We start from the raw sequence: 17,231 nt of genomic DNA, 5'->3' as shown, positions 1-17,231 counted from the left end.
CGTCCGCCGTCGCGGGTCACCGGGGGCCCGCCGTCGCGGGGAGGCCGAGGTGCGCGAGGACCGGCGGCAGCCCGTGCGCGAGCACGTACCGCACGGTGTTCCAGTCGTGCGCCGACCCCGGGGACACGACGAGCGCCGTCTGCATGCCCGCGCGCACGGCTGCGGCGCGGAGCGCGGTCGTCGACGCCCGGTACGGCGCGTCGTCCTGCCCGAACCCGAACACGGTGAGGTGGTCGCGGTAGGGGCCGTGCCGGTGCATGGTGGCGATCGGTGCCGCCGCACGGTACGCGTCCTCGGATCCGTTGAACCCCACCTGCACAGTGTGGTGCTCCGAGCCGTTCCGTGGTGCGAGCTCGCTCGAGATCGCCAGTGCCGTGCCGAAGACCTCGGGGTGTCCGGTCGAGAACTGCATCGCGCAGGTGGCCCCCTCGGAGAACCCGGCGATCCCCCACCCGGCCGGCGTCGACGCCACGTCGAGGTGTGTCCTGATCCAGTGCACCGTGTCGGTCATCACGTAGGTCGCGCTGCGCCCGAGACCCCGTGAGTCCACGCACATCGGGTTCCGCCCCGGTGCGCCGAGCTGGTCGGGTGCGACGACGATCGGCGCGAGACCCCGGTGCGCGCTGGCGTACGCGCCGAGGGTGCGGCCGAGATCGCCCGACTGGAACATGTCCGCAGGCTGCCCGGGCTGCCCGGACAGCGCGATCAGCACCGGGAGCGTCGGCGGGTCCGTGGTCAGCGCCGCGGGCGGCAACCACACCACCGCCCTCCGTGCGCGGAAGTGCGACACCGTGCCGGGGATCCGCACCGACAGGGTCCTACCGCGACGGGGCATCCCGGCGGGCGCCCTCCACGCTGCGGTGTCCACGGTCTGCGGGGTGGCCGACACGGCGTGTTCGTGCCCGAGGGTCCCTGCCGGGTACGGGTTCGTGGTCACGACCTGCCCGATCGTCCGGTAGGCGCCGAAGTCGACGTTCACGCCCAGCCCGGCGGCGAGCGCGACGACCGCGGTGGCTCCGATCGCGGTGGACAGGCGGCGTCGGACCGCGCGGCGGGGCTCCGGTGCGTCGGACAGGAAGCCGCGGCCACGCACGCTCTGCGCGCTCTGCGCACTCTGCGCGCTCTGCGCGCTCTGCGCACTCTGCGCGCTCTGCGCGCTCCGCAGCGTCTGCACGGCGACGACGGCGCAGAGCCCCAGCGCTCCGCTGGCGAACGTCAGCCACATCCGGGTCACCGGCGTGAAGTCGACGCCGAACTCGTCCCGGACGTCGCCGAGCCACCAGATCACGACGAGGCCGAGCGCCGCCCCCGCCAGGAGGCCCGTGGCACGGGCGAGGACGCCGCGACGACGACCGACGAGCACCCAGAGCACGAGGAGTCCCGCGACCACGTCGACGGGGACCAGCACGGCCGGGGAGACGATCGGCAGGCGGAGGAGCGCGGTGAACACGGTTCATCGTCCTGCTCCGCGGCTCCCGGGCGCCTGCCGGAGCGCTTCCGCTGTTCACAGCATCACCATCACCGTCACCCAGACACTGTCCTGCTCCTTCCCAGGCGTGGGTCTGAGGGGCACCGGCGGACCGGTGCCCCTCAGCGTGGACCGTGCTCAGCGGCGGTGTCGGAGGACGAGCGTCCCGGCGCCGGCGAGGAGCAGCAGCAGTGCGAACACCGCGGGCAGGACCGGCGAGGTCGCCCCGGTGTACGCGAGACCGGCGGGCGTGCTGGTCGCTGCGGTCGCCGCTGCACGAGCGGCCAGGGTCGACACCTGTGCGGCGACAGCGGTCGTCGCGGTGACGCCCGTCGTGCCGGCGGTGGTCACGACGTCCGCCGTGACGATCGAGCCGGAGCCGCCATCACCGACCGGGGTGGTCGTGTCACCGGGGGTCGAGCCACCGTCACCGGGGGTCGTGCCGTCACCGGGGTCGGTGCCGTCACCAGGGGTCGTACCGTCACCGGGGTCGGTGCCGTCACCAGGCGTCGTGCCGTCACCGGGCGTCGTGGTCGTCCCGGTGCTGGTCCCGTCACCGATGATGCCGATGCCGTTCCCACCGATGGTGATCGGCAGCCCGATCACGGGCACGATCTGCGTCCCGGAGAGGAGACCACCGTCACCGGAGGTGCTACCCGCCGTACCCGTGCCCGTCACCGGGACCGTCGTGGCCGAACCCGAGCTGGACCCGTCACCGACGAGACCGATCCCGTTCCCACCGATCGTCACCGGCAGCGAGACCACCGGCGACACCTGCGTGCCAGCAGCGACACCATCCGAACCATCCGTCGAACCAGCGGTGCCGGCCGACGTGCCCGTACCCGTGCCGGTACCCGTCACCGGGACCGTCGTGGCCGAGCCCGAGCTGGTCCCGTCACCGACGAGACCGATCCCGTTCCCACCGATCGTCACCGGCAGCGAGACCACCGGCGACACCTGCGTGCCAGCAGCGACACCATCCGAACCATCCGTCGAACCAGCGGTGCCGGCCGACGTGCCCGTACCCGTGCCGGTACCCGTCACCGGGACCGTCGTGGCCGAGCCCGAGCTGGTCCCGTCACCGACGAGACCGATCCCGTTCCCCGAGACCGTCACCGGCAGGGAGACGGCCGGCGTCAGCTGGGTGCCCGAAGCGATCCCGTCCGACCCGGAGGTCGTCGAGGAGTCACCCACGGAGGGAGCGGCAGGAGCGCTGGCGGACGACGAGCCGGTGGAGCTCGCATCGCCGAGGAGACCGATCCCGTTGCCGGAGATCGTCACCGGGATCGAGACGAGCGGCGACACCTGGGTGCCGGACGCCGTGCCGTCAGCGCCCGACGTGGAACCGCCCGACGTGGATCCGCCCGACGCAGCCGCCGGAGCGGCCGGAGCCGCCGTGGAGGTCCCAGTCGAGGTCCCGTCCCCGAGCAGCGCGATCCCGTTGCCGGCGATCGTCACCGGGACCGACACCGTGGGGACGACCTGCGTCCCCGAGGCGGTGCCGTCCGACCCGGACGTCGTCGGTGCAGCAGCAGCCGGAGCTGCGGGAGCGTCAGCGGCAGGCGCAGTGGCAGCCGGTGCCGGCGACGCCGCGACGGCGTCACCACCGACCGACACCGCGTTGCCGGAGACGTCGACCGGCGCGGCCACATCGCCGGCGACCTGGGTCCCGGAAGCGACCCCGTCCGCACCGGACGTGGCCGGGGCCGCAGGCGCAGCAGCCGGAGCGGCAGGCGCCGCAGCAGCAGGCGCCGCAGCAGCAGGCGCGGCAGCCGCAGGCGCCGACGAGGTCGACGCCGCGTCACCACCCACCGCGACGGCGTTGCCCCCGACGGCCACGGGCGCACTCACGGAAGGGACCGCCTGGGTCCCCGACGCGACACCGTCCGCCCCCGAGGTGGTCGGAGCAGCGGGAGCGGCAGCAGCGGGTGCAGCAGCGGGAGCAGCAGCCGGAGCAGCAGCCGGAGCAGCCGGCGCCGACACCGCCGACGACACCGCGTCGCCGAGCAGGCCGAGCGCGTTCCCGGCGACGGACACGGGTGCGTCGACAGACGGCGCCACCTGGGTCCCGGACACGGTGCCGTCAGCCCCGGAGGTCGTCGCCGCGTTCGCCGCAGCAGCACCTCCGAGCGTCAGGCCACCGACGAAGAGGGCGAACCACAGCCCTCTGGAGACGTACTTGTTCATGGTCATCACTCCTGATCGAGATGTTCCCGACCGCGGTCGCGGCCGGTGGTGCGCTTCCTGCCGTGGGGGCAGGTGCACCGATCTCAGTCAGGAGCGACGTCGTGGTCGCCGGTTGCGGACGCCGGGACGGCGTCGTCGGCGATGGTGCCGCGTGTCCCCGCGGCGAGGGGGTCCTGGTCGGCGCTGACGCCGACGGTGCCGATGACACCCGCGCCGGCCGAGCCGGAGGTCGAGGTGCTGCCGGTGAGTCCGGAACCGGAGCCGCCACCGAGCGGCGAGTCTCCGGGGGTACGGCCGTCCGGCAGCAGCAGGGCTGCACCGCCGAGCGACGCCGACTCCGGCGCTGCCGACGACGACGTGGCGCGCACGGCGGACGCCGAGACGACGGGCGCCGGGTGGTTGCCCGCGATCGTCGCCGCAGCGCTCGGATGAGCCGCAGCGACGGTCGTCGGAGTCTCCGCCACGCCGGACGCCACGGCACCGAGCGTCACGGACGCACCCGGACCGGCCACGGCGGCGGACCCGCCACCCACCGTGGGCAGGGGTGTCTGTGGGAGGGGTGCCGAGCCTCCAGGCAGGGTCACGAGCGGCGGCGGCGACGAGCCGTCGACGATCCCCGGAACCGTCCCCACCACGGTCCCGACGCCGCCGAGGGTGTCGTCGAACAGCCCGGTGACGGGTGCCGTCACGGTGCCGAGGGTGTCGTCCCCGAGCACGGTCCCGACGACCGGCAGCGCCCCGACCACGTGGTCGAGCGTGCTGACGACGGTCGTGACCGGACGTGCGCCGGTGAGCCCCTGGACCGTCCCGGTGACGGGGCGGAGCACGGTTGCGACGGTGCCGAGCAGCGGACTGGAGGCCGTGCTCGCCGCCGTCTCGCCGGAGGCCGTCGCAGGGGTGGTCGGGGCCGTCGCCGTGGCCGGTTCCGTCGGCTGGGCGGCGGTCGCGGGGGCCGAGGTGGTCGGGGCTGCGGGGGTCGTGGACACCGGGGTCGTCGCGGGCGTCGTGCTCGACGGCTGCGGTGCCGGAGCGGGCGATGCCGGGGCGGGGCGCGTGGGCGCGGCAGCCGCTGGCGCAGGCGCTGCCGGAGCGGGCGTGTGTGCAGCCGGCGCAGCGGGGGCGGCGGGAGCGGGCACGTGTGCAGCGGGCGCTGCCGGGGCCGGCGCTGCCTGAGCGGGGGCGGGGGCCGCCGGACGGACGGCGTCGCGCACCGGGTCGACGACTCCGCCGACGACCTGTCCGACTCCTCCGGCGACTCCGTGGACGGTGTCCCCGAGACCGCGGGCGATCCCGCCGACGAGGCCGGACGAGTGCGACGACTGCGACGTGGACGATGCCGGCGCCTCGGCTGCGGAGGCGGCGTGCACGCCGAACGTGAGCGAGAGCAGCACACCGGCGGCGCTCACCCCGGTGCCCAGCAAGGCGTACCGGATCGCAGCGCGCCAGGGTGCGCGCAACGGCTTGTCCATGCGCTCACCTCCTGGTCTGGCTGCGCACGTAGAGTGGTTGATCGGCACGGTACGCCCCTCGCGGCGATCGCGCACCAGCTCTCCCACGAAACCGTCAGGAACCAGCGGCATGCCCTCGATCTTCAGCGCCCCAACTCGCAACCTCGACGTCGTCACCCTGCACGAGGTCCTCCGGCTGCGTCAGGACGTCTTCGTCGTCGAGCAGGGGTGCGCGTACCCGGACATCGACGGCCGTGACCTGGAGCCGGGCACCGTCCAGTTCTGGGCCGGCGAGGGCTCGGTCGACGCGACGCTCCGGCTCCTCCGCGAGCCCGACGGCAGCGAGCGCATCGGCCGGGTCGCGACCGCCGCGCACGCCCGCGGCGCCGGACTGGCGGCGAGCCTGATGGAGGCCGCGATCGCCGAGACCCGCTCCCCCGTCGTGCACATCGACGCGCAGGCGCACCTCGAGCAGTGGTACGGCCGGTTCGGGTTCGTGCGTTCGGGCGACGACTTCCTCGAGGACGGGATCCCGCACCTCCCGATGACCCGGACGCGCTGAGCGGCGGGCGCGGGCAGGGGCTCGGGGCTGCGCCGCGGGCGGTGGCTCGGGGCTGCGTGCGGGCGGGGCCGAGCCGAGCGCCGGGCGCGGGCCGCGGGGCGGAGCGGAGCCGAGCCTCCCGTCCGCGCTGCTCGTTCCGAGCCGGCATGCGCGTTCCTTCCCATCACGCTCGCGCTGGGAAGTGGTTTCCCGCGTACCTGCTCGAAAGAAACAGCCGACTACGCACGAAATCACCACCCACGGGCGGGGCTGCGGGCAGGGCTGCGGGAAGGCCGCGGGCGGGGCAACGGCAGGCTGCGGGCGGGGCTCCGCGCGGAGCGTCAGGCGCGCCAGCGCCGGAGTTCGTCGTAGGAGCGCGCCTGCCGCTCCCGGTCCGCCACGAGCCGCTCGAACACGATGTTCGTCTGCGTCGTCGCGACGGACGGGTCCCCGCTGAGCTCGTCGGCGACGAAGTCCCGGAGCTGCTCGGTCGACGTGCACGCGATGTGCACGAGGAAGTCCTTGTCCCCCGCCAGGAACGACACGTCGAGCACGACGGGAACGCGGAGCAGCCGCTTGGCGAACTCCCGGAGCTCGTGCCGGGCGGCGGCGTGCACGCGGACGGACACCATCGCCTCGATCGAGAACCCGAGCCGGGCGACGTCGACGTCCGCGCGGTAGCCCCGGATCACGCCGGCGTCCTCGAGTGCCCGCACCCGCGCCAGGCACGTCGACGGGGCGATCCCGACCGCGGCGGCCAGCCGGTTGTTCGGCATCCGGGCGTCAGCCGCGAGGGTCCAGAGGATCCGCTCGTCGACCTCGTCGAGGCGCGGGGCCGGATCGGGACGGCGGACGGGGCGGTCGGTCACGCGACCACCGTAGCGCGCGGGTCGGGCGCCGGGCCCGCCGGGGCCGCCGGGCCGCCGGGCCGCCGTGGCCCGCCGGGCCAGCCGGGGCCGCCGGGGCCGCCGGGGCCGCCGGGGCCGTCGAGTGCGCAGAAGTGGTGCCGCTCCGTGGAGGAACACCGCCACTACTGCGCACTCGACGCTCAGCGCACGGCGCCCGACCCGCACCGCCGACCCGCGCCGCAGCCCCGCACCTGTCCTACATCGCGAGCGTCATCCCGATCACGGCGACCGTCATCGCGAACACCTCGCCGCTCCGGACCGCCCGCCGGTCCTCGCGCGCCCACTCGTACCGGAGCAGCCACCCGCTGAACGCGCAGTACCCGATCACGCCGCCGCCGAGCACCGCGGTCAACGCGATCCCGTGTCCGGCGTGCCCGTCGGCGAGCCCGGTCGCGTGTCCCATCAGGAGCATCCCGGCCATCACGACCGACGAGAGCGCCCGGTGCACGTCCATCGGCTCGGCACGACGACCGTCGGCGCGACGACGGCGCATCACGGGCAGCGGGGCGAGGAGCAGCAGCACCGTCGCCGCCAGCAGCGTCCACGACGCGCCGGCGTGCACCACCGGCATGACCATCGCGACGAGCATCACCGCGGCGGGGACGATCACCCCGGGGCGCGGGCGGTACCGGTCGCCGACGATGCAGCACACGGACGCGAACTGCGGCACGACGAGCATGGCGTCGGCGACGGTCTCGTGCACGGGCGGTCCTCGGTGCGTCCGGGGTGGATGGGTCGGGGCGGGTCAGCCCTCGGCGCGGGCAGCGGCCTTCGCGGCGCGTTCCTGCTTCACGCGGGCGTTCTCCGCGTGCACGGCGGCCTGCGTGGCGCGCTCCTGCACGAGCCACTCGGGCTTCTCGACGAGCAGGTCCTTGATCTGGGCCGTGGTCAGGGCTTCTTCGATCCCGGAACGGCTCAGGCCGGAGATGGACACGCCGAGCTTCTGCGCGACGACGGGTCGCGGGTGCGGGCCGTCGCGACGGAGGTCCTCGAGCCATGCCGGCGGCTGGGTCCGCAGTTCCTCGAACGCGGTCCGCGTGACGGGCGCGTCGCGGAAGGACTCCGGAGCGGCCGACAGGAGGATCCCGAGCTTCTTCGCGGCCGTCTCGGGCTTCATCGTCTGTTCCTGCGCCATGGTGACCAGAGTACGGCCCCTATGCTCGGTTGCATGACCGCGGCACTGACCATCGCCTTCGTGCCCGGGGTGTCCCCGGCCAAGTGGGCTCGGGTGTGGCGTGACCGCTTCCCCTCCGTCGAGCTCCTGCTCCGTCCGATCGGCCAGGGTGACGTCGACGATGCCCTCGCCGGCGACGTCGACATGGTCTTCGCGCGGGTCCCCGTCTCCGAGGACCACAACGCGATCCCGCTCTGGACCGAGACCGCGGTCGTGGCGACCCCGAAGGACTCGGCGCTGGCGAAGTCGTCCGAGCTGACCGCGACGGACCTCGCGGACGTGCACGTCATCGACGCGGGCCCCGTCCCGGCAGACGTCGACGGTGCGCTGGACCTCGTCGAGGCGAACGTCGGCGTGGTCGTCCTCCCCCAGTCACTGTTCCGGAAGGCCAGCCGCAAGGACCTGGTGGCCCGTCCGCTCGCCGACTCCCCCGGCACGCGCGTTGCGCTGGTCTGGCGGGACGAGGACGCGTCCGAGCTCACCGAGGAGTTCATCGGCGTGGTGCGTGGCAGGACCGCCAACAGTTCACGGCAGACGGGAGGCCCGGATCGCGACCCCGACGACGGCTCGCCGTCGGCACGTGGCGGGTCCACGGCCGGTGCCGGGTCGAAGGGCGCGTCCGGGTCGAAGGGCGCGTCCGGCTCGAAGGGCACCGGCAAGGGCGATGCCGCCGGGGGCAAGGCCAAGGCGAAGTCCCCCGGGGGCGCGAAGTCCGGTTCGGGCAAGGGCTCCAAGAGCAGCAAGAGCCCCAAGCCCGGGCGCGGGAAGATGCGCGGGAAGCCGAGCCGCGGGTCGAAGGGGAACCGGTGACGGCGACCCGTCTCGTCACGATGCCGGCCGACCGGCTGCCGGCCTGGCTCGACACGACGATGGCCGAGTACGTGGAGTCCCGGATGGTCGCGGGTGAGACCCGCGAGCAGGCCGAGGCCAACAAGCAGCAGTCCCTCGACACGTGGTTCCCGGGCGGTACGCCGCTCGACGGGCACCACGTGTGGGACGTCGTCGACGGCGCGGACACCGTGGTCGGGTACCTCTGGATCGGGCCGTTCACGCCGGGCAGCGCCGACTGGTGGGTGTTCAACGTGGAGATCGACGCGGCACACCGTCGGCAGGGACACGCGCGGCGGGCGCTCGAGGCCGGGCACCGGATCGCGAAGGACGAGGGCGCGACGAGCATCGGGCTGAACGTCTTCGGCTACAACGCCGGTGCGCAGGAGCTCTACGAGCGCCTCGGCTACGGCGTCACGGCCGTGCAGATGAAGCTGCCGCTGGCCTGAGCTCCCCTGCGCGGTGCCGTGCTGCCCGAGCGGTCAGCGCATGATCGCGGCCGCTGCCCGTGCGACCCGGTCGCCCCGGGCGTCCTCGGCGGCTGCACGTGCCTCCGCGACGCCCCTGGCGTCCGCGCGGTCGGCGGACCCGGCGTCGAACGGCGGCTGCGGGTCGTACTCGATGTACAGCTGGATGCGCTCCGCCGCGGGCTGACCGGCGAGCTCGGCAGCGAACCAGAGCGCCATGTCGATGCCGGCGCTCACCCCGGCCGCGGTGACGATCGACCCGTCGTCGACGATCCGCTCGTCCACGGTCGTCGCACCGAAGGCGGCCAGCATCGGCTTCGAGGCCCAGTGCGTCGTCGCACGCTTGCCCGCGAGGAGACCCGCGGCACCGAGCACGAACGCCCCCGTGCACACCGACGTGACCCAGGTCGCACGCTCGGCTTCCCGCCGGACGAAGTCGATCACCACGGGGTCGAGCATCGCGTCGAAGGCCCCGTCCCCACCCGGCACGACGAGGACGTCCGCGGGGTCGGCGTCTGCGAAGGTCGCCGTCGGCACGATCGAGAACCCGCAGTCGGTCGGCACCGGGTCGAGCGTCGCGGCGACGTACTGCACGCGTGCTCCCGGGACGCGGCTGAGCACCTGCGCCGGACCGGTCAGGTCGAGCTGGGTGACGTCCGGGAAGAGCAGGAACGCGATCCGGACCTCGGCCGGGTCGTGCTCCGGGACGGTGGCGTCCTCGGCGAGGGCGTCGGGCGCCGGGACGTCGACGTCGATCGGGACGTCCACGTGCTCGGCGTCGACCGGGGTGACCGGTGTCACACGCGGGTTCGGGGTGGTCCGCGGGTCCTGGTGCTCGTTGGTCATGGGCGCGACGCTACGCCCAGACGCCCGAGGTGCTACGCCCAGACACCCGACGTGCCTCGGCGGTGACTGCCGACCAGGTGGGTGTCGACGATGCCGAGCGCTTCCATCAGCGCGTACATCGTGGTCGGCCCGACGAAGGCGAACCCGCGCTTCCGGAGCGCCTTCGACAGCGCGACCGACTCGTCGCTCTTGGTCGGGACGTCGGCGTACGTGACGGGCTCCGGGGTCGTCGCCGGCCGGAACGACCACACGAACTCCGACAGTCCGCCGTCGTCCCGCAGGGCGACGGTCGCGTTGGCGTTCGTGATCGTCGCGAGGATCTTCGCCCGGTTGCGGACGATGCCGGCGTCGGCCATCAGCCGGGCGACGTCGTCCTCACCGAAGCCGGCGACGGTGTCCGCGTCGAAGTCCGCGAAGGCGAGCCGGAACGCGGGGCGCTTGGCGAGGATCGTCCGCCAGGACAGCCCGGACTGGAACGCCTCGAGCGAGAGCCGTTCGAACACACCACGCTCGTCACGCACCGGCATGCCCCACTCGGTGTCGTAGTACTCGCGGAGCATCGGGTCCGTCGACGCCCACACGGGTCGGGCGAGGCCGTCGTCCCCGGTCACCAATTCACTCACGCCCCCATCCTGCCGCCCCGCACCGACACCGCGCCCCACGCGGCGACGCCGGCCACGGGCACACCTCGGTGAGATCGCATTTCGTGTCGGTTCGTCGTGATCGATCCGACACGAAGTGCGATCTCACGCCCGCCTGGGGCACCCGCGGGCGCGCCCGGGCGCGCGCGCGCCCGCGTCAGGCGCGGAAGCGGCGGAGCAGCTGGGCGTTCAGGCTGACGATCACCGTCGACAGGCTCATCAGGACCGCGCCGACGGCGGGCGACAGCACGAACCCGACCCCGGCGAGCACCCCGGCCGCGAGGGGCACCGACAGCACGTTGTACCCGGTCGCCCAGACGAGGTTCTGCACCATCTTCCGGTAGGTCGCGCGGGACAGGTCGATCACGGTCAGCACCCGGCGCGGGTCGTTCGACGCGAGCACGACGCCCGCGCTCTGCACCGCGACGTCCGTCCCGGCGCCGATCGCGATGCCGACGTCGGCCCGGGCGAGCGCCGGCGCGTCGTTCACGCCGTCGCCGACCATCGCCACGACGGCACCCGACTCCTGCAGCCGAGCGACCTCACCGTCCTTGTCCTCGGGGAGCACCTCGGCGCGGACCTCGTCGATGCCGAGTTCCCGGGCGACGGCGTCGGCGACCTGCTGCGCGTCGCCGGTGACCATCGCGACCCGGATCCCGCGGTCGTGCAGGGCACGGACGGCCTCCGCCGACTCCGGGCGCACGGCGTCGCGCACGGCGAACGCCGCACGGACCGTGCCGTCCACCACGGCGACGATGACCGCGGCGCCGTCAGCACGCCAGCCGTCGACCCGCTCGGCGAAGTCGTCCGGCATCACGGCGCCGCTCTCCCGGAGCATCGCGGGCCCGCCGACCTCGATCCGCTGGCCGGCGACGGTCGCGCTGACGCCACGACCGGGCACCGATCCGGTGTCGTCGACGTCGGACGGCACCGCGATCCCACGGTCAGCAGCCGCGGCGACGACCGCCCTGGCGACCGGGTGTTCGCTGTCCCGCTCGGCAGCGGCCGCGAGCCCGAGGACCGCGTCGTCGCCGATCGTGTCCACGACCTCGGGCGAGCCGGTCGTCAGGGTGCCGGTCTTGTCGAACACGACGGTGTCGATGCCGCGCATCCGCTCGAGGGCGAGCCGGTCCTTCACGAGGATCCCGGCCTTGGCGGCACGCTCGGTCGAGATCGCCACGACGAGCGGGATCGCGAGCCCGAGGGCGTGCGGGCAGGCGATGATCAGCACCGTGACCGTGCGGGTGATCGCCTCGGTGGGGCTGCCGAGGAGGATCCACACCACGAACGTGATGATCGCCGCCCCGGTGGCGAAGTAGAAGAGGAGTGCCGCGGCCCGGTCGGCGAGCACCTGCGTCCGCGACGACGATGCCTGCGCCTCGGCCACCATCCGCTGGATCCCGGAGAGCGCGGTGTCGTCCCCGGTCGCGGTGATCCGGACGCGGATCGAGCTGTCGGTCGCGACGGTGCCCGCGACGACGCGGTCGCCCGCGGCTCGCTCGACGGCGACGGACTCCCCCGTGATCATCGACTCGTCGACCTGCGCGCGGCCGTCGACGACCTCGCCGTCAGCGGGGACACGTCCGCCGGGTCGGATCACGACGGTCTGTCCGACCTGGAGGCTCGACACCGGCACCCGGGACACGTCACCGCCGTCGTCGATCACCTCGGCCTCGTCGGGCAGCAGCGCCGCCAGCGCGTCCAGGGCACTCGAGGCGACGCCCATGGCACGCATCTCGATCCAGTGCCCGAGCAGCATGATCACGATGAGGAGTGCGAGCTCCCACCAGAAGTCGAGATCGAGCCCGAAGAGCCCGAGGCTGGTGATCCACGAGGCGACGAACGCCACGACGATCGCCATCCCGATGAGGAGCATCATCCCGGGGTGCTTCGTGCGGGCCTCGGACCAACCGCCGGTCAGGAACGGCCAGCCGCCGTAGAGGAACAGCACCGTGCCGAGCACCGGCGAGACCCAGCCGGCCCAGGCGGCGTCGGGCAGCGGGTAGTGCAGGATGTCGGCGAACATCGTGCTGAACGCGACGACCGGGACGGCGAGCACGAGGCTCCACCAGAACCGGTCGCGGAACATCGCGGCGTGGTCGCCGTGCCCGCCGTGCCCGTGGTGCATGTGGCCGTGGCCGCCGTGCTCGGCGTGCGCATCGTGCCCGGCGTGGTCGTGCCCCGCCATGTCGTGCCCGGCGTGGTCGTGCCCCGCCATGTCGTGCCCGGCGTGGTCGTGGTGCGCGTGTTCGCCGCCGTCGACGTGCCCGGGTTGGTCCGACGCGTCCTGGACGATCGTCTTCCGGTCCTCGTGGTCGTCGCGCTGGTCCATGCCACCCACCATACCCCCTAGGGGTACCCAAGGAACGGACGGAACGGTCAGGACACCGCGTGATCGGCCGGAGTGGACGGTGTCGTCGGCGGCGGCGCGAGGTCGCCCCGGCGCCGGATCGCCCCGGTGAGGACGAGCACGAGGACCACGACGGCGAGCACGATCCACCCCGCCACACCGAGGGGACTCCGGAGGACACTCGAGACGTCCACGCCCGAGGCCGCCACCACCGCCCCGACCCCGGCGGCACCGTTCACCCCGGCATGCGCGAACACCGCGGGCCACACCGAGCCCGTCCGGAGCCGCAGCCACCCGAGCACGATCCCGAGCAGCACGCACGCGATCACCATGAACAGCACGCCGAGCCAGTCGGTCCGGCCGAAGTTGTAGCCGAGCAGGATGATCGGCGCGTGCCAGAGCCCCCACACGACACCGGAGCCGACGAGCGCGGGCCAGGTGCCGAACCGTGCCAGCGCCGGGACGAGGAACCCGCGCCAGCCGATCTCCTCCCCGATGGTGACGAACGCGTTGAAGCAGGCGACGAACGGCAGCTGCGCGAGCTGCAGCGTCACGAGCACCCCGATCGGCATCGGGAGGCTCCGGAGACCCTGCGCCTGCAGCACGTCGTGGAAGCCGCCGAACCCGACCAGGTCGACGGGGAACCACCCGGCGAGCGCGGCGACGACCAGCGCCGCCACCGGGAGGAGCAGTCCGCCGAGGTAGGCGGCAACCGTCGTCCAGATCGTCCGGCCCACCGGTCGGAGGGGCCAGACCCCGAGGAAGCGGAGCACCGGGCGGGGTCGACGGTGTCCGAGCAGGAAGAGCACGAGCGCGGCGGACACGAGCGGGGTGAACATCATCCCGACGATGAACAGCGTGGCGAACGGCGTGCCGAGCCCACGCCCCGAGAGCCAGAGCGGCAACGCGACCGCCCACGCCCCCGCGAGCGCGATCAGGACGAAGGCGACGATCGCCCACGTCGGCACGGACTGCATCCGCGCGGACTGCACCGGCCCGGTCGGCATCGGCCCGGTCGGCACCGGCCCGGTCGGCATCGGCCCGGACGGCTGTGGTTCCCCCTGGTGGTTCATGCCGAAATGCTACCGGCCACCACCGTCACTCGGCAGGCGGGCCGTCCTGCGCCGCCTGCATGTCCATCCACACGTGCTCCCAGCGGTGCCCGTCCGGGTCGAGGTAGCTCCGCTGGTACATGAACCCGAGGTCCATCTCCGGCCGGTCCTCGGTCCCGCCGGCCGCGACAGCCGCGTCGACGATGCGGTGGACGTCGTCCTTCGAGTCCGCCGTGAGGGAGTTGATCACCTCGATCGTCGAGCCGTCCGAGATCGGCTTGTCGGTGAAGTCCGTGAACCTCGCGTGCGTGATCGCCATCACGTACACGGTGTCGCTGATCACCACGCACGCGGCCGTCTCGTCGCTGAACTGCGGGTTGATCGAGTACCCGAGCGCCTCGTAGAACGCGGTCGAGCGCTCCAGGTCGGCGACGGGGAGGTTGATGAAGACCATGGTCGGCATGTGATCAACCTGGCCCGACCGCGAGCGGACCGCAACCGTTTCGCAAGAACGACGAGGTCGCTGTCGTACGACAGCGACCTCGTCGTTCGGGGTCAGGCAGCCAAGCGCAGCCCGCGGCGGGTCAGGCAGCCAAGCGCAGCCCGCGGCGGCTCAGGCCAGCTCGCGGCCCTCGCCGGCGGCCTTCTGATGCTCCTCCGCCTCGGCCTGGCCGATGATGTCCTCCGCCGGGACGGGCGCGAGCCGGTCCCAGAGGAAGAAGAGCAGCCCGCCGGCGAGCATCGACAGCCCGACCCAGAGGTTGATGTGGATGCCGCCGGTCTTCACCGGGTCGGAGTCCCAGTTGACGATGCCGACGATGGTCGTGATGACGCCGTAGAGCACGAACAGTCCGCCGAGGATGCGGCGCAGGTCGAGGCGGCGGGTGGAACGGACGAGTGCGGCCTTCTGCTCGTCCGTCATGGTGGTGGTGGTGTCACTCATGGGGTGTGGTCTCCTTCGCAGGACAGCGGATCAGAGGAACGGCAGGTAGAGAACGACGCAGAGCACGAGGGCGACCGTGCCGAGGAGCGCCGGCGACCGGTACCAGGCGGTGTCGGTCGCGACCGAGTCGCCGTGCAGGTCGATCTTGCCGACGCCGTAGACCAGACCGCTGAGGTCCTTCTCGGCCTTCGGCTTCGTGAACATCGACACGACGAACCCGACGATGAGCACCGTCACGAAGGAGATGATCGCGCCGTAGAGCGTCTCGGCGGTCCCGGTCGCGAACAGCTTCGGGTTCACCAGGTAGGCGATCCACGTGATCGTCGGCGTCACGATGCCGAGGATGTAGCCCCAGAGCGCGCCCTGGGTGGTCATCCGCTTCCACAGCAGACCGAGGATGAACACGGCGAACAGCGGCGCGTTGAAGAAGGAGAACAGCGTCTGCATGTACGTCATGATGTTCTGCGCCTGGGCGGCGATGAACGCGGTCGCGATGCCGACGACGACCCCGACGACGGTGACCCAGCGGCCGGTCTGCAGGTAGTGCGCGTCGGGCATGTTCGGCTTCACGTAGCGCTGCCAGATGTCGTACGTGAACACCGTGTTGAACGAGGACACGTTGGCGGCCATGCCGGCCATGAACGAGGCGAGGAGCCCGGTCACCGCGACGCCGAGCACGCCGGTCGGCAGGTACATCTGGATGAGCTTCGGGATCGCGTCGTTGTACGTCAGCGTGCCGTCCGCGAACTGGTTGCCGACGACGGCGGCCGCGATGAGGCCCGGGATGACGACGATCGCCGGGATGAAGAGCTTCGGGATCGCGGCGATGAGCGGGGTGCGGCGGGCCGCGGACATGTTCTTCGCGGAGAAGGCGCGCTGCACCTCGGTGAAGTTCGTCGTCCAGTAGCCGAAGCCGAGCACGAAACCGAGGCCGAGCACGATCGCGAGCCAGTTCGCACCGATCGGGTTCGTGACGTTGCCGAACCCGGTGCCGGCCCACGCCTGCAGGTGCTGCACGCCCTGCGTCTCGACGATCGCGGACTTCAGGCCGCTCCAGCCGCCGACGCGGTGCAGACCCACGATCGTCAGCGGGACGAGGCCGGCGATGATCACGAAGAACTGCATGACCTCGTTGTAGATCGCGCTGGAGAGCCCGCCGAGGGTGATGTAGACGAGGACGAAGCCCGCGGAGACGATGATCGCGAGCCACTCCGGCCAGCCGAGCATGGCCTCGATGACGATCGCCATCGCGTAGAGGTTGATGCCGGCGATGAGGACGTTCGACACCGCGAACGCGATCGAGTTCACCAGGTGCGGCGCCTTGCCGAAGCGGCGCAGCATGAACTCCGGCACGGAACGCACCTTGGAGCCGTAGTAGAAGGGCATCATCACGAGCCCGAGGAACACCATCGCCGGCACCGCGCCGACGAGGTAGTAGTGCAGGGTCGCCATGCCGATCTGGGCACCGTTGGCGGCCATGCCGAGGATCTCGGTCGCGCCGAGGTTCGCGGACACGAACGCCAGGCCCGTGATCCAGGCGGGCATGGACCGGCCCGAGAGGAAGAAGTCCATGCTCGTCCGGACCTGCTTCCGGGCGGTGAACCCGATCCCGATGACCACCGCGAAGTACACGATGATCATGAGGTAGTCGACCCAGCCCAGGTTGAGCTGGATCCCGTTGTTCGCTGCAGCGAGAACCATGTAGTGACTCCACGTCGAGGTGATCAGGACCGGCGTCTGCGCCGATCCAACGGGGGACACTACCCGAGTAGTACCGTTTTGTAACTTTTGCTCCGATCCGCGCGGTGGCCTATTGTGACCGTTCACATAGCCATGACATGTGTCATGCGAACCGGGGGACGCCACAAACCCCGCCGGTAGGCTCTGGACATGACCGAGCAGCCGCGCATCCTCGTCCTCAACGGCCCGAACCTCGACATCCTCGGCCGCCGCGACCCGGAGCAGTACGGCACGGTGACGCTCGCCGAGATCGAGGCGGTCGTCCACACCGAGGCGGCGGTGCACGGACTCGACGCAGACTTCCGGCAGACCAACCGCGAGGGCGAGCTCGTCGAGTGGCTGCACGAGGCGCTCGACGACTTCGTCGGCGTGGTGATCAACCCCGCCGCCTACGCCCACACCTCCGTCGCGCTGCACGACGCCGTGGAGGCACTGTCCGTCCCGGTCGTCGAGGTGCACCTCTCGAACACGTGGAAGCGCGAGCCGTTCCGGCACGTCGACCACGTCGCGACGGCGGCGACCGCCGTCATCGCGGGAGCCGGCGCCGACGGCTACCGTCTGGCGGTCGCGCACGTGGCGGCCCTGCAGGGCTGACGCGACCGAGCGGCGGACGGGAGGCTCGTGGCGGTGCCGCCACG

17 protein-coding genes are annotated in these 17,231 nt (G+C 72.5%); 4 read left to right on the top strand and 13 right to left on the bottom strand.

The window, feature by feature from the left end:
* Window positions 1-16: 16 nt before the first annotated feature.
* The 3 genes from EDF24_RS08640 to EDF24_RS08625 form a co-directional block, all read right to left on the bottom strand.
* Entirely contained in the window at window positions 17-1,450 is a 1,434-nt protein-coding gene (locus tag EDF24_RS08640) for an esterase family protein (RefSeq protein ID WP_123702260.1), read from the bottom strand.
* A gap of 156 nt (window positions 1,451-1,606) precedes the next feature.
* Window positions 1,607-3,655 carry a hypothetical protein gene (locus tag EDF24_RS19515; protein ID WP_185021614.1) on the bottom strand — a complete coding sequence of 683 codons (2,049 nt, stop codon included), beginning with the start codon at window positions 3,653-3,655 and terminating at the stop codon, window positions 1,607-1,609.
* A gap of 83 nt (window positions 3,656-3,738) precedes the next feature.
* The gene (locus tag EDF24_RS08625) at window positions 3,739-5,124 is read right to left on the bottom strand and encodes a hypothetical protein (protein WP_123702258.1); all 1,386 of its coding nucleotides are present in this window, start codon (window positions 5,122-5,124) and stop codon (window positions 3,739-3,741) included.
* 109 nt (window positions 5,125-5,233) lie between these two features.
* Between EDF24_RS08625 and EDF24_RS08620 the strand changes: the two genes are divergently transcribed.
* Window positions 5,234-5,665 carry a GNAT family N-acetyltransferase gene (locus EDF24_RS08620; protein WP_123702256.1) on the top strand — a complete coding sequence of 144 codons (432 nt, stop codon included), beginning with the start codon at window positions 5,234-5,236 and terminating at the stop codon, window positions 5,663-5,665.
* A gap of 320 nt (window positions 5,666-5,985) precedes the next feature.
* Here EDF24_RS08620 and EDF24_RS08615 read toward each other — a convergent pair whose 3' ends face one another.
* The 3 genes from EDF24_RS08615 to EDF24_RS08600 form a co-directional block, all read right to left on the bottom strand.
* Window positions 5,986-6,513, bottom strand: a complete 528-nt coding sequence (locus tag EDF24_RS08615) for an Lrp/AsnC family transcriptional regulator (RefSeq protein WP_123655543.1) — start codon at window positions 6,511-6,513, stop codon at window positions 5,986-5,988.
* A 235-nt stretch (window positions 6,514-6,748) separates the two neighbouring features.
* On the bottom strand, window positions 6,749-7,255 hold the full coding sequence (locus EDF24_RS08605; protein ID WP_123655544.1) for a hypothetical protein: 507 nt from the start codon (window positions 7,253-7,255) through the stop codon (window positions 6,749-6,751).
* Window positions 7,256-7,297: 42 nt separating this feature from the next.
* Window positions 7,298-7,687, bottom strand: coding sequence for a DUF5997 family protein (locus tag EDF24_RS08600; protein ID WP_123702254.1), 390 nt, complete (start codon window positions 7,685-7,687; stop codon window positions 7,298-7,300).
* A gap of 33 nt (window positions 7,688-7,720) precedes the next feature.
* On the opposite strand from EDF24_RS08600, the gene EDF24_RS08595 reads away from it, so the two are divergent.
* On the top strand, window positions 7,721-8,536 hold the full coding sequence (locus tag EDF24_RS08595; RefSeq protein ID WP_185021613.1) for a LysR family transcriptional regulator substrate-binding protein: 816 nt from the start codon (window positions 7,721-7,723) through the stop codon (window positions 8,534-8,536).
* Window positions 8,533-9,003: a GNAT family N-acetyltransferase gene (locus EDF24_RS08590; RefSeq protein ID WP_123702250.1), complete on the top strand. Its 471-nt coding sequence runs from the start codon at window positions 8,533-8,535 to the stop codon at window positions 9,001-9,003. Before EDF24_RS08595 ends, EDF24_RS08590 begins: the two co-directional genes overlap by 4 nt.
* Window positions 9,004-9,036: 33 nt before the next feature.
* Here EDF24_RS08590 and EDF24_RS08585 read toward each other — a convergent pair whose 3' ends face one another.
* From EDF24_RS08585 to EDF24_RS08555, 7 genes are all read right to left on the bottom strand, one after another.
* A complete protein-coding gene (locus EDF24_RS08585) occupies window positions 9,037-9,867 on the bottom strand; it encodes a DJ-1/PfpI family protein (RefSeq protein ID WP_185021612.1) in 831 nt (276 codons plus the stop codon).
* A 32-nt stretch (window positions 9,868-9,899) separates the two neighbouring features.
* Window positions 9,900-10,490 carry a DNA-3-methyladenine glycosylase I gene (locus EDF24_RS08580; protein WP_123702248.1) on the bottom strand — a complete coding sequence of 197 codons (591 nt, stop codon included), beginning with the start codon at window positions 10,488-10,490 and terminating at the stop codon, window positions 9,900-9,902.
* Between the two features lie 175 nt (window positions 10,491-10,665).
* Window positions 10,666-12,840, bottom strand: a complete 2,175-nt coding sequence (locus EDF24_RS08575; RefSeq protein WP_395867678.1) for a copper-translocating P-type ATPase — start codon at window positions 12,838-12,840, stop codon at window positions 10,666-10,668.
* 47 nt (window positions 12,841-12,887) lie between these two features.
* Window positions 12,888-13,931 carry a CPBP family intramembrane glutamic endopeptidase gene (locus EDF24_RS08570; protein WP_260233393.1) on the bottom strand — a complete coding sequence of 348 codons (1,044 nt, stop codon included), beginning with the start codon at window positions 13,929-13,931 and terminating at the stop codon, window positions 12,888-12,890.
* A 25-nt stretch (window positions 13,932-13,956) separates the two neighbouring features.
* Window positions 13,957-14,373 (bottom strand): VOC family protein, encoded by a 417-nt coding sequence (locus tag EDF24_RS08565; protein WP_123655549.1) that lies wholly within the window; start codon window positions 14,371-14,373, stop codon window positions 13,957-13,959.
* A gap of 150 nt (window positions 14,374-14,523) precedes the next feature.
* Window positions 14,524-14,853, bottom strand: a complete 330-nt coding sequence (locus tag EDF24_RS08560; RefSeq protein ID WP_221181362.1) for a hypothetical protein — start codon at window positions 14,851-14,853, stop codon at window positions 14,524-14,526.
* 30 nt (window positions 14,854-14,883) lie between these two features.
* Window positions 14,884-16,554: a sodium:solute symporter family protein gene (locus EDF24_RS08555; RefSeq protein ID WP_123702246.1), complete on the bottom strand. Its 1,671-nt coding sequence runs from the start codon at window positions 16,552-16,554 to the stop codon at window positions 14,884-14,886.
* Window positions 16,555-16,743: 189 nt separating this feature from the next.
* On the opposite strand from EDF24_RS08555, the gene aroQ reads away from it, so the two are divergent.
* Window positions 16,744-17,187, top strand: coding sequence for a type II 3-dehydroquinate dehydratase (aroQ, locus tag EDF24_RS08550; RefSeq protein ID WP_123655551.1), 444 nt, complete (start codon window positions 16,744-16,746; stop codon window positions 17,185-17,187).
* Window positions 17,188-17,231 lie beyond the last annotated feature (44 nt).

Origin of the sequence: Curtobacterium sp. PhB130 (assembly GCF_003755165.1) — a bacterium.
In the GTDB taxonomy this organism is placed as follows: domain Bacteria; phylum Actinomycetota; class Actinomycetes; order Actinomycetales; family Microbacteriaceae; genus Curtobacterium.
This window is presented reverse-complemented; position numbering and strand designations above follow the sequence as displayed.

Coding starts and splice junctions, on each gene's coding strand:
- EDF24_RS08575 (WP_395867678.1), bottom strand. CDS start 12,840: ATGGACCAGCGCGACGACCACGAGGACCGGAAGACGATCGTCCAGGAC.
- EDF24_RS08565 (WP_123655549.1), bottom strand. CDS start 14,373: ATGCCGACCATGGTCTTCATCAACCTCCCCGTCGCCGACCTGGAGCGC.
- EDF24_RS08625 (WP_123702258.1), bottom strand. CDS start 5,124: ATGGACAAGCCGTTGCGCGCACCCTGGCGCGCTGCGATCCGGTACGCC.
- EDF24_RS19515 (WP_185021614.1), bottom strand. CDS start 3,655: ATGAACAAGTACGTCTCCAGAGGGCTGTGGTTCGCCCTCTTCGTCGGT.
- EDF24_RS08600 (WP_123702254.1), bottom strand. CDS start 7,687: ATGGCGCAGGAACAGACGATGAAGCCCGAGACGGCCGCGAAGAAGCTC.
- EDF24_RS08570 (WP_260233393.1), bottom strand. CDS start 13,931: ATGAACCACCAGGGGGAACCACAGCCGTCCGGGCCGATGCCGACCGGG.
- EDF24_RS08585 (WP_185021612.1), bottom strand. CDS start 9,867: ATGACCAACGAGCACCAGGACCCGCGGACCACCCCGAACCCGCGTGTG.
- aroQ (WP_123655551.1), top strand. CDS start 16,744: ATGACCGAGCAGCCGCGCATCCTCGTCCTCAACGGCCCGAACCTCGAC.
- EDF24_RS08560 (WP_221181362.1), bottom strand. CDS start 14,853: ATGAGTGACACCACCACCACCATGACGGACGAGCAGAAGGCCGCACTC.
- EDF24_RS08595 (WP_185021613.1), top strand. CDS start 7,721: ATGACCGCGGCACTGACCATCGCCTTCGTGCCCGGGGTGTCCCCGGCC.
- EDF24_RS08555 (WP_123702246.1), bottom strand. CDS start 16,554: ATGGTTCTCGCTGCAGCGAACAACGGGATCCAGCTCAACCTGGGCTGG.
- EDF24_RS08620 (WP_123702256.1), top strand. CDS start 5,234: ATGCCCTCGATCTTCAGCGCCCCAACTCGCAACCTCGACGTCGTCACC.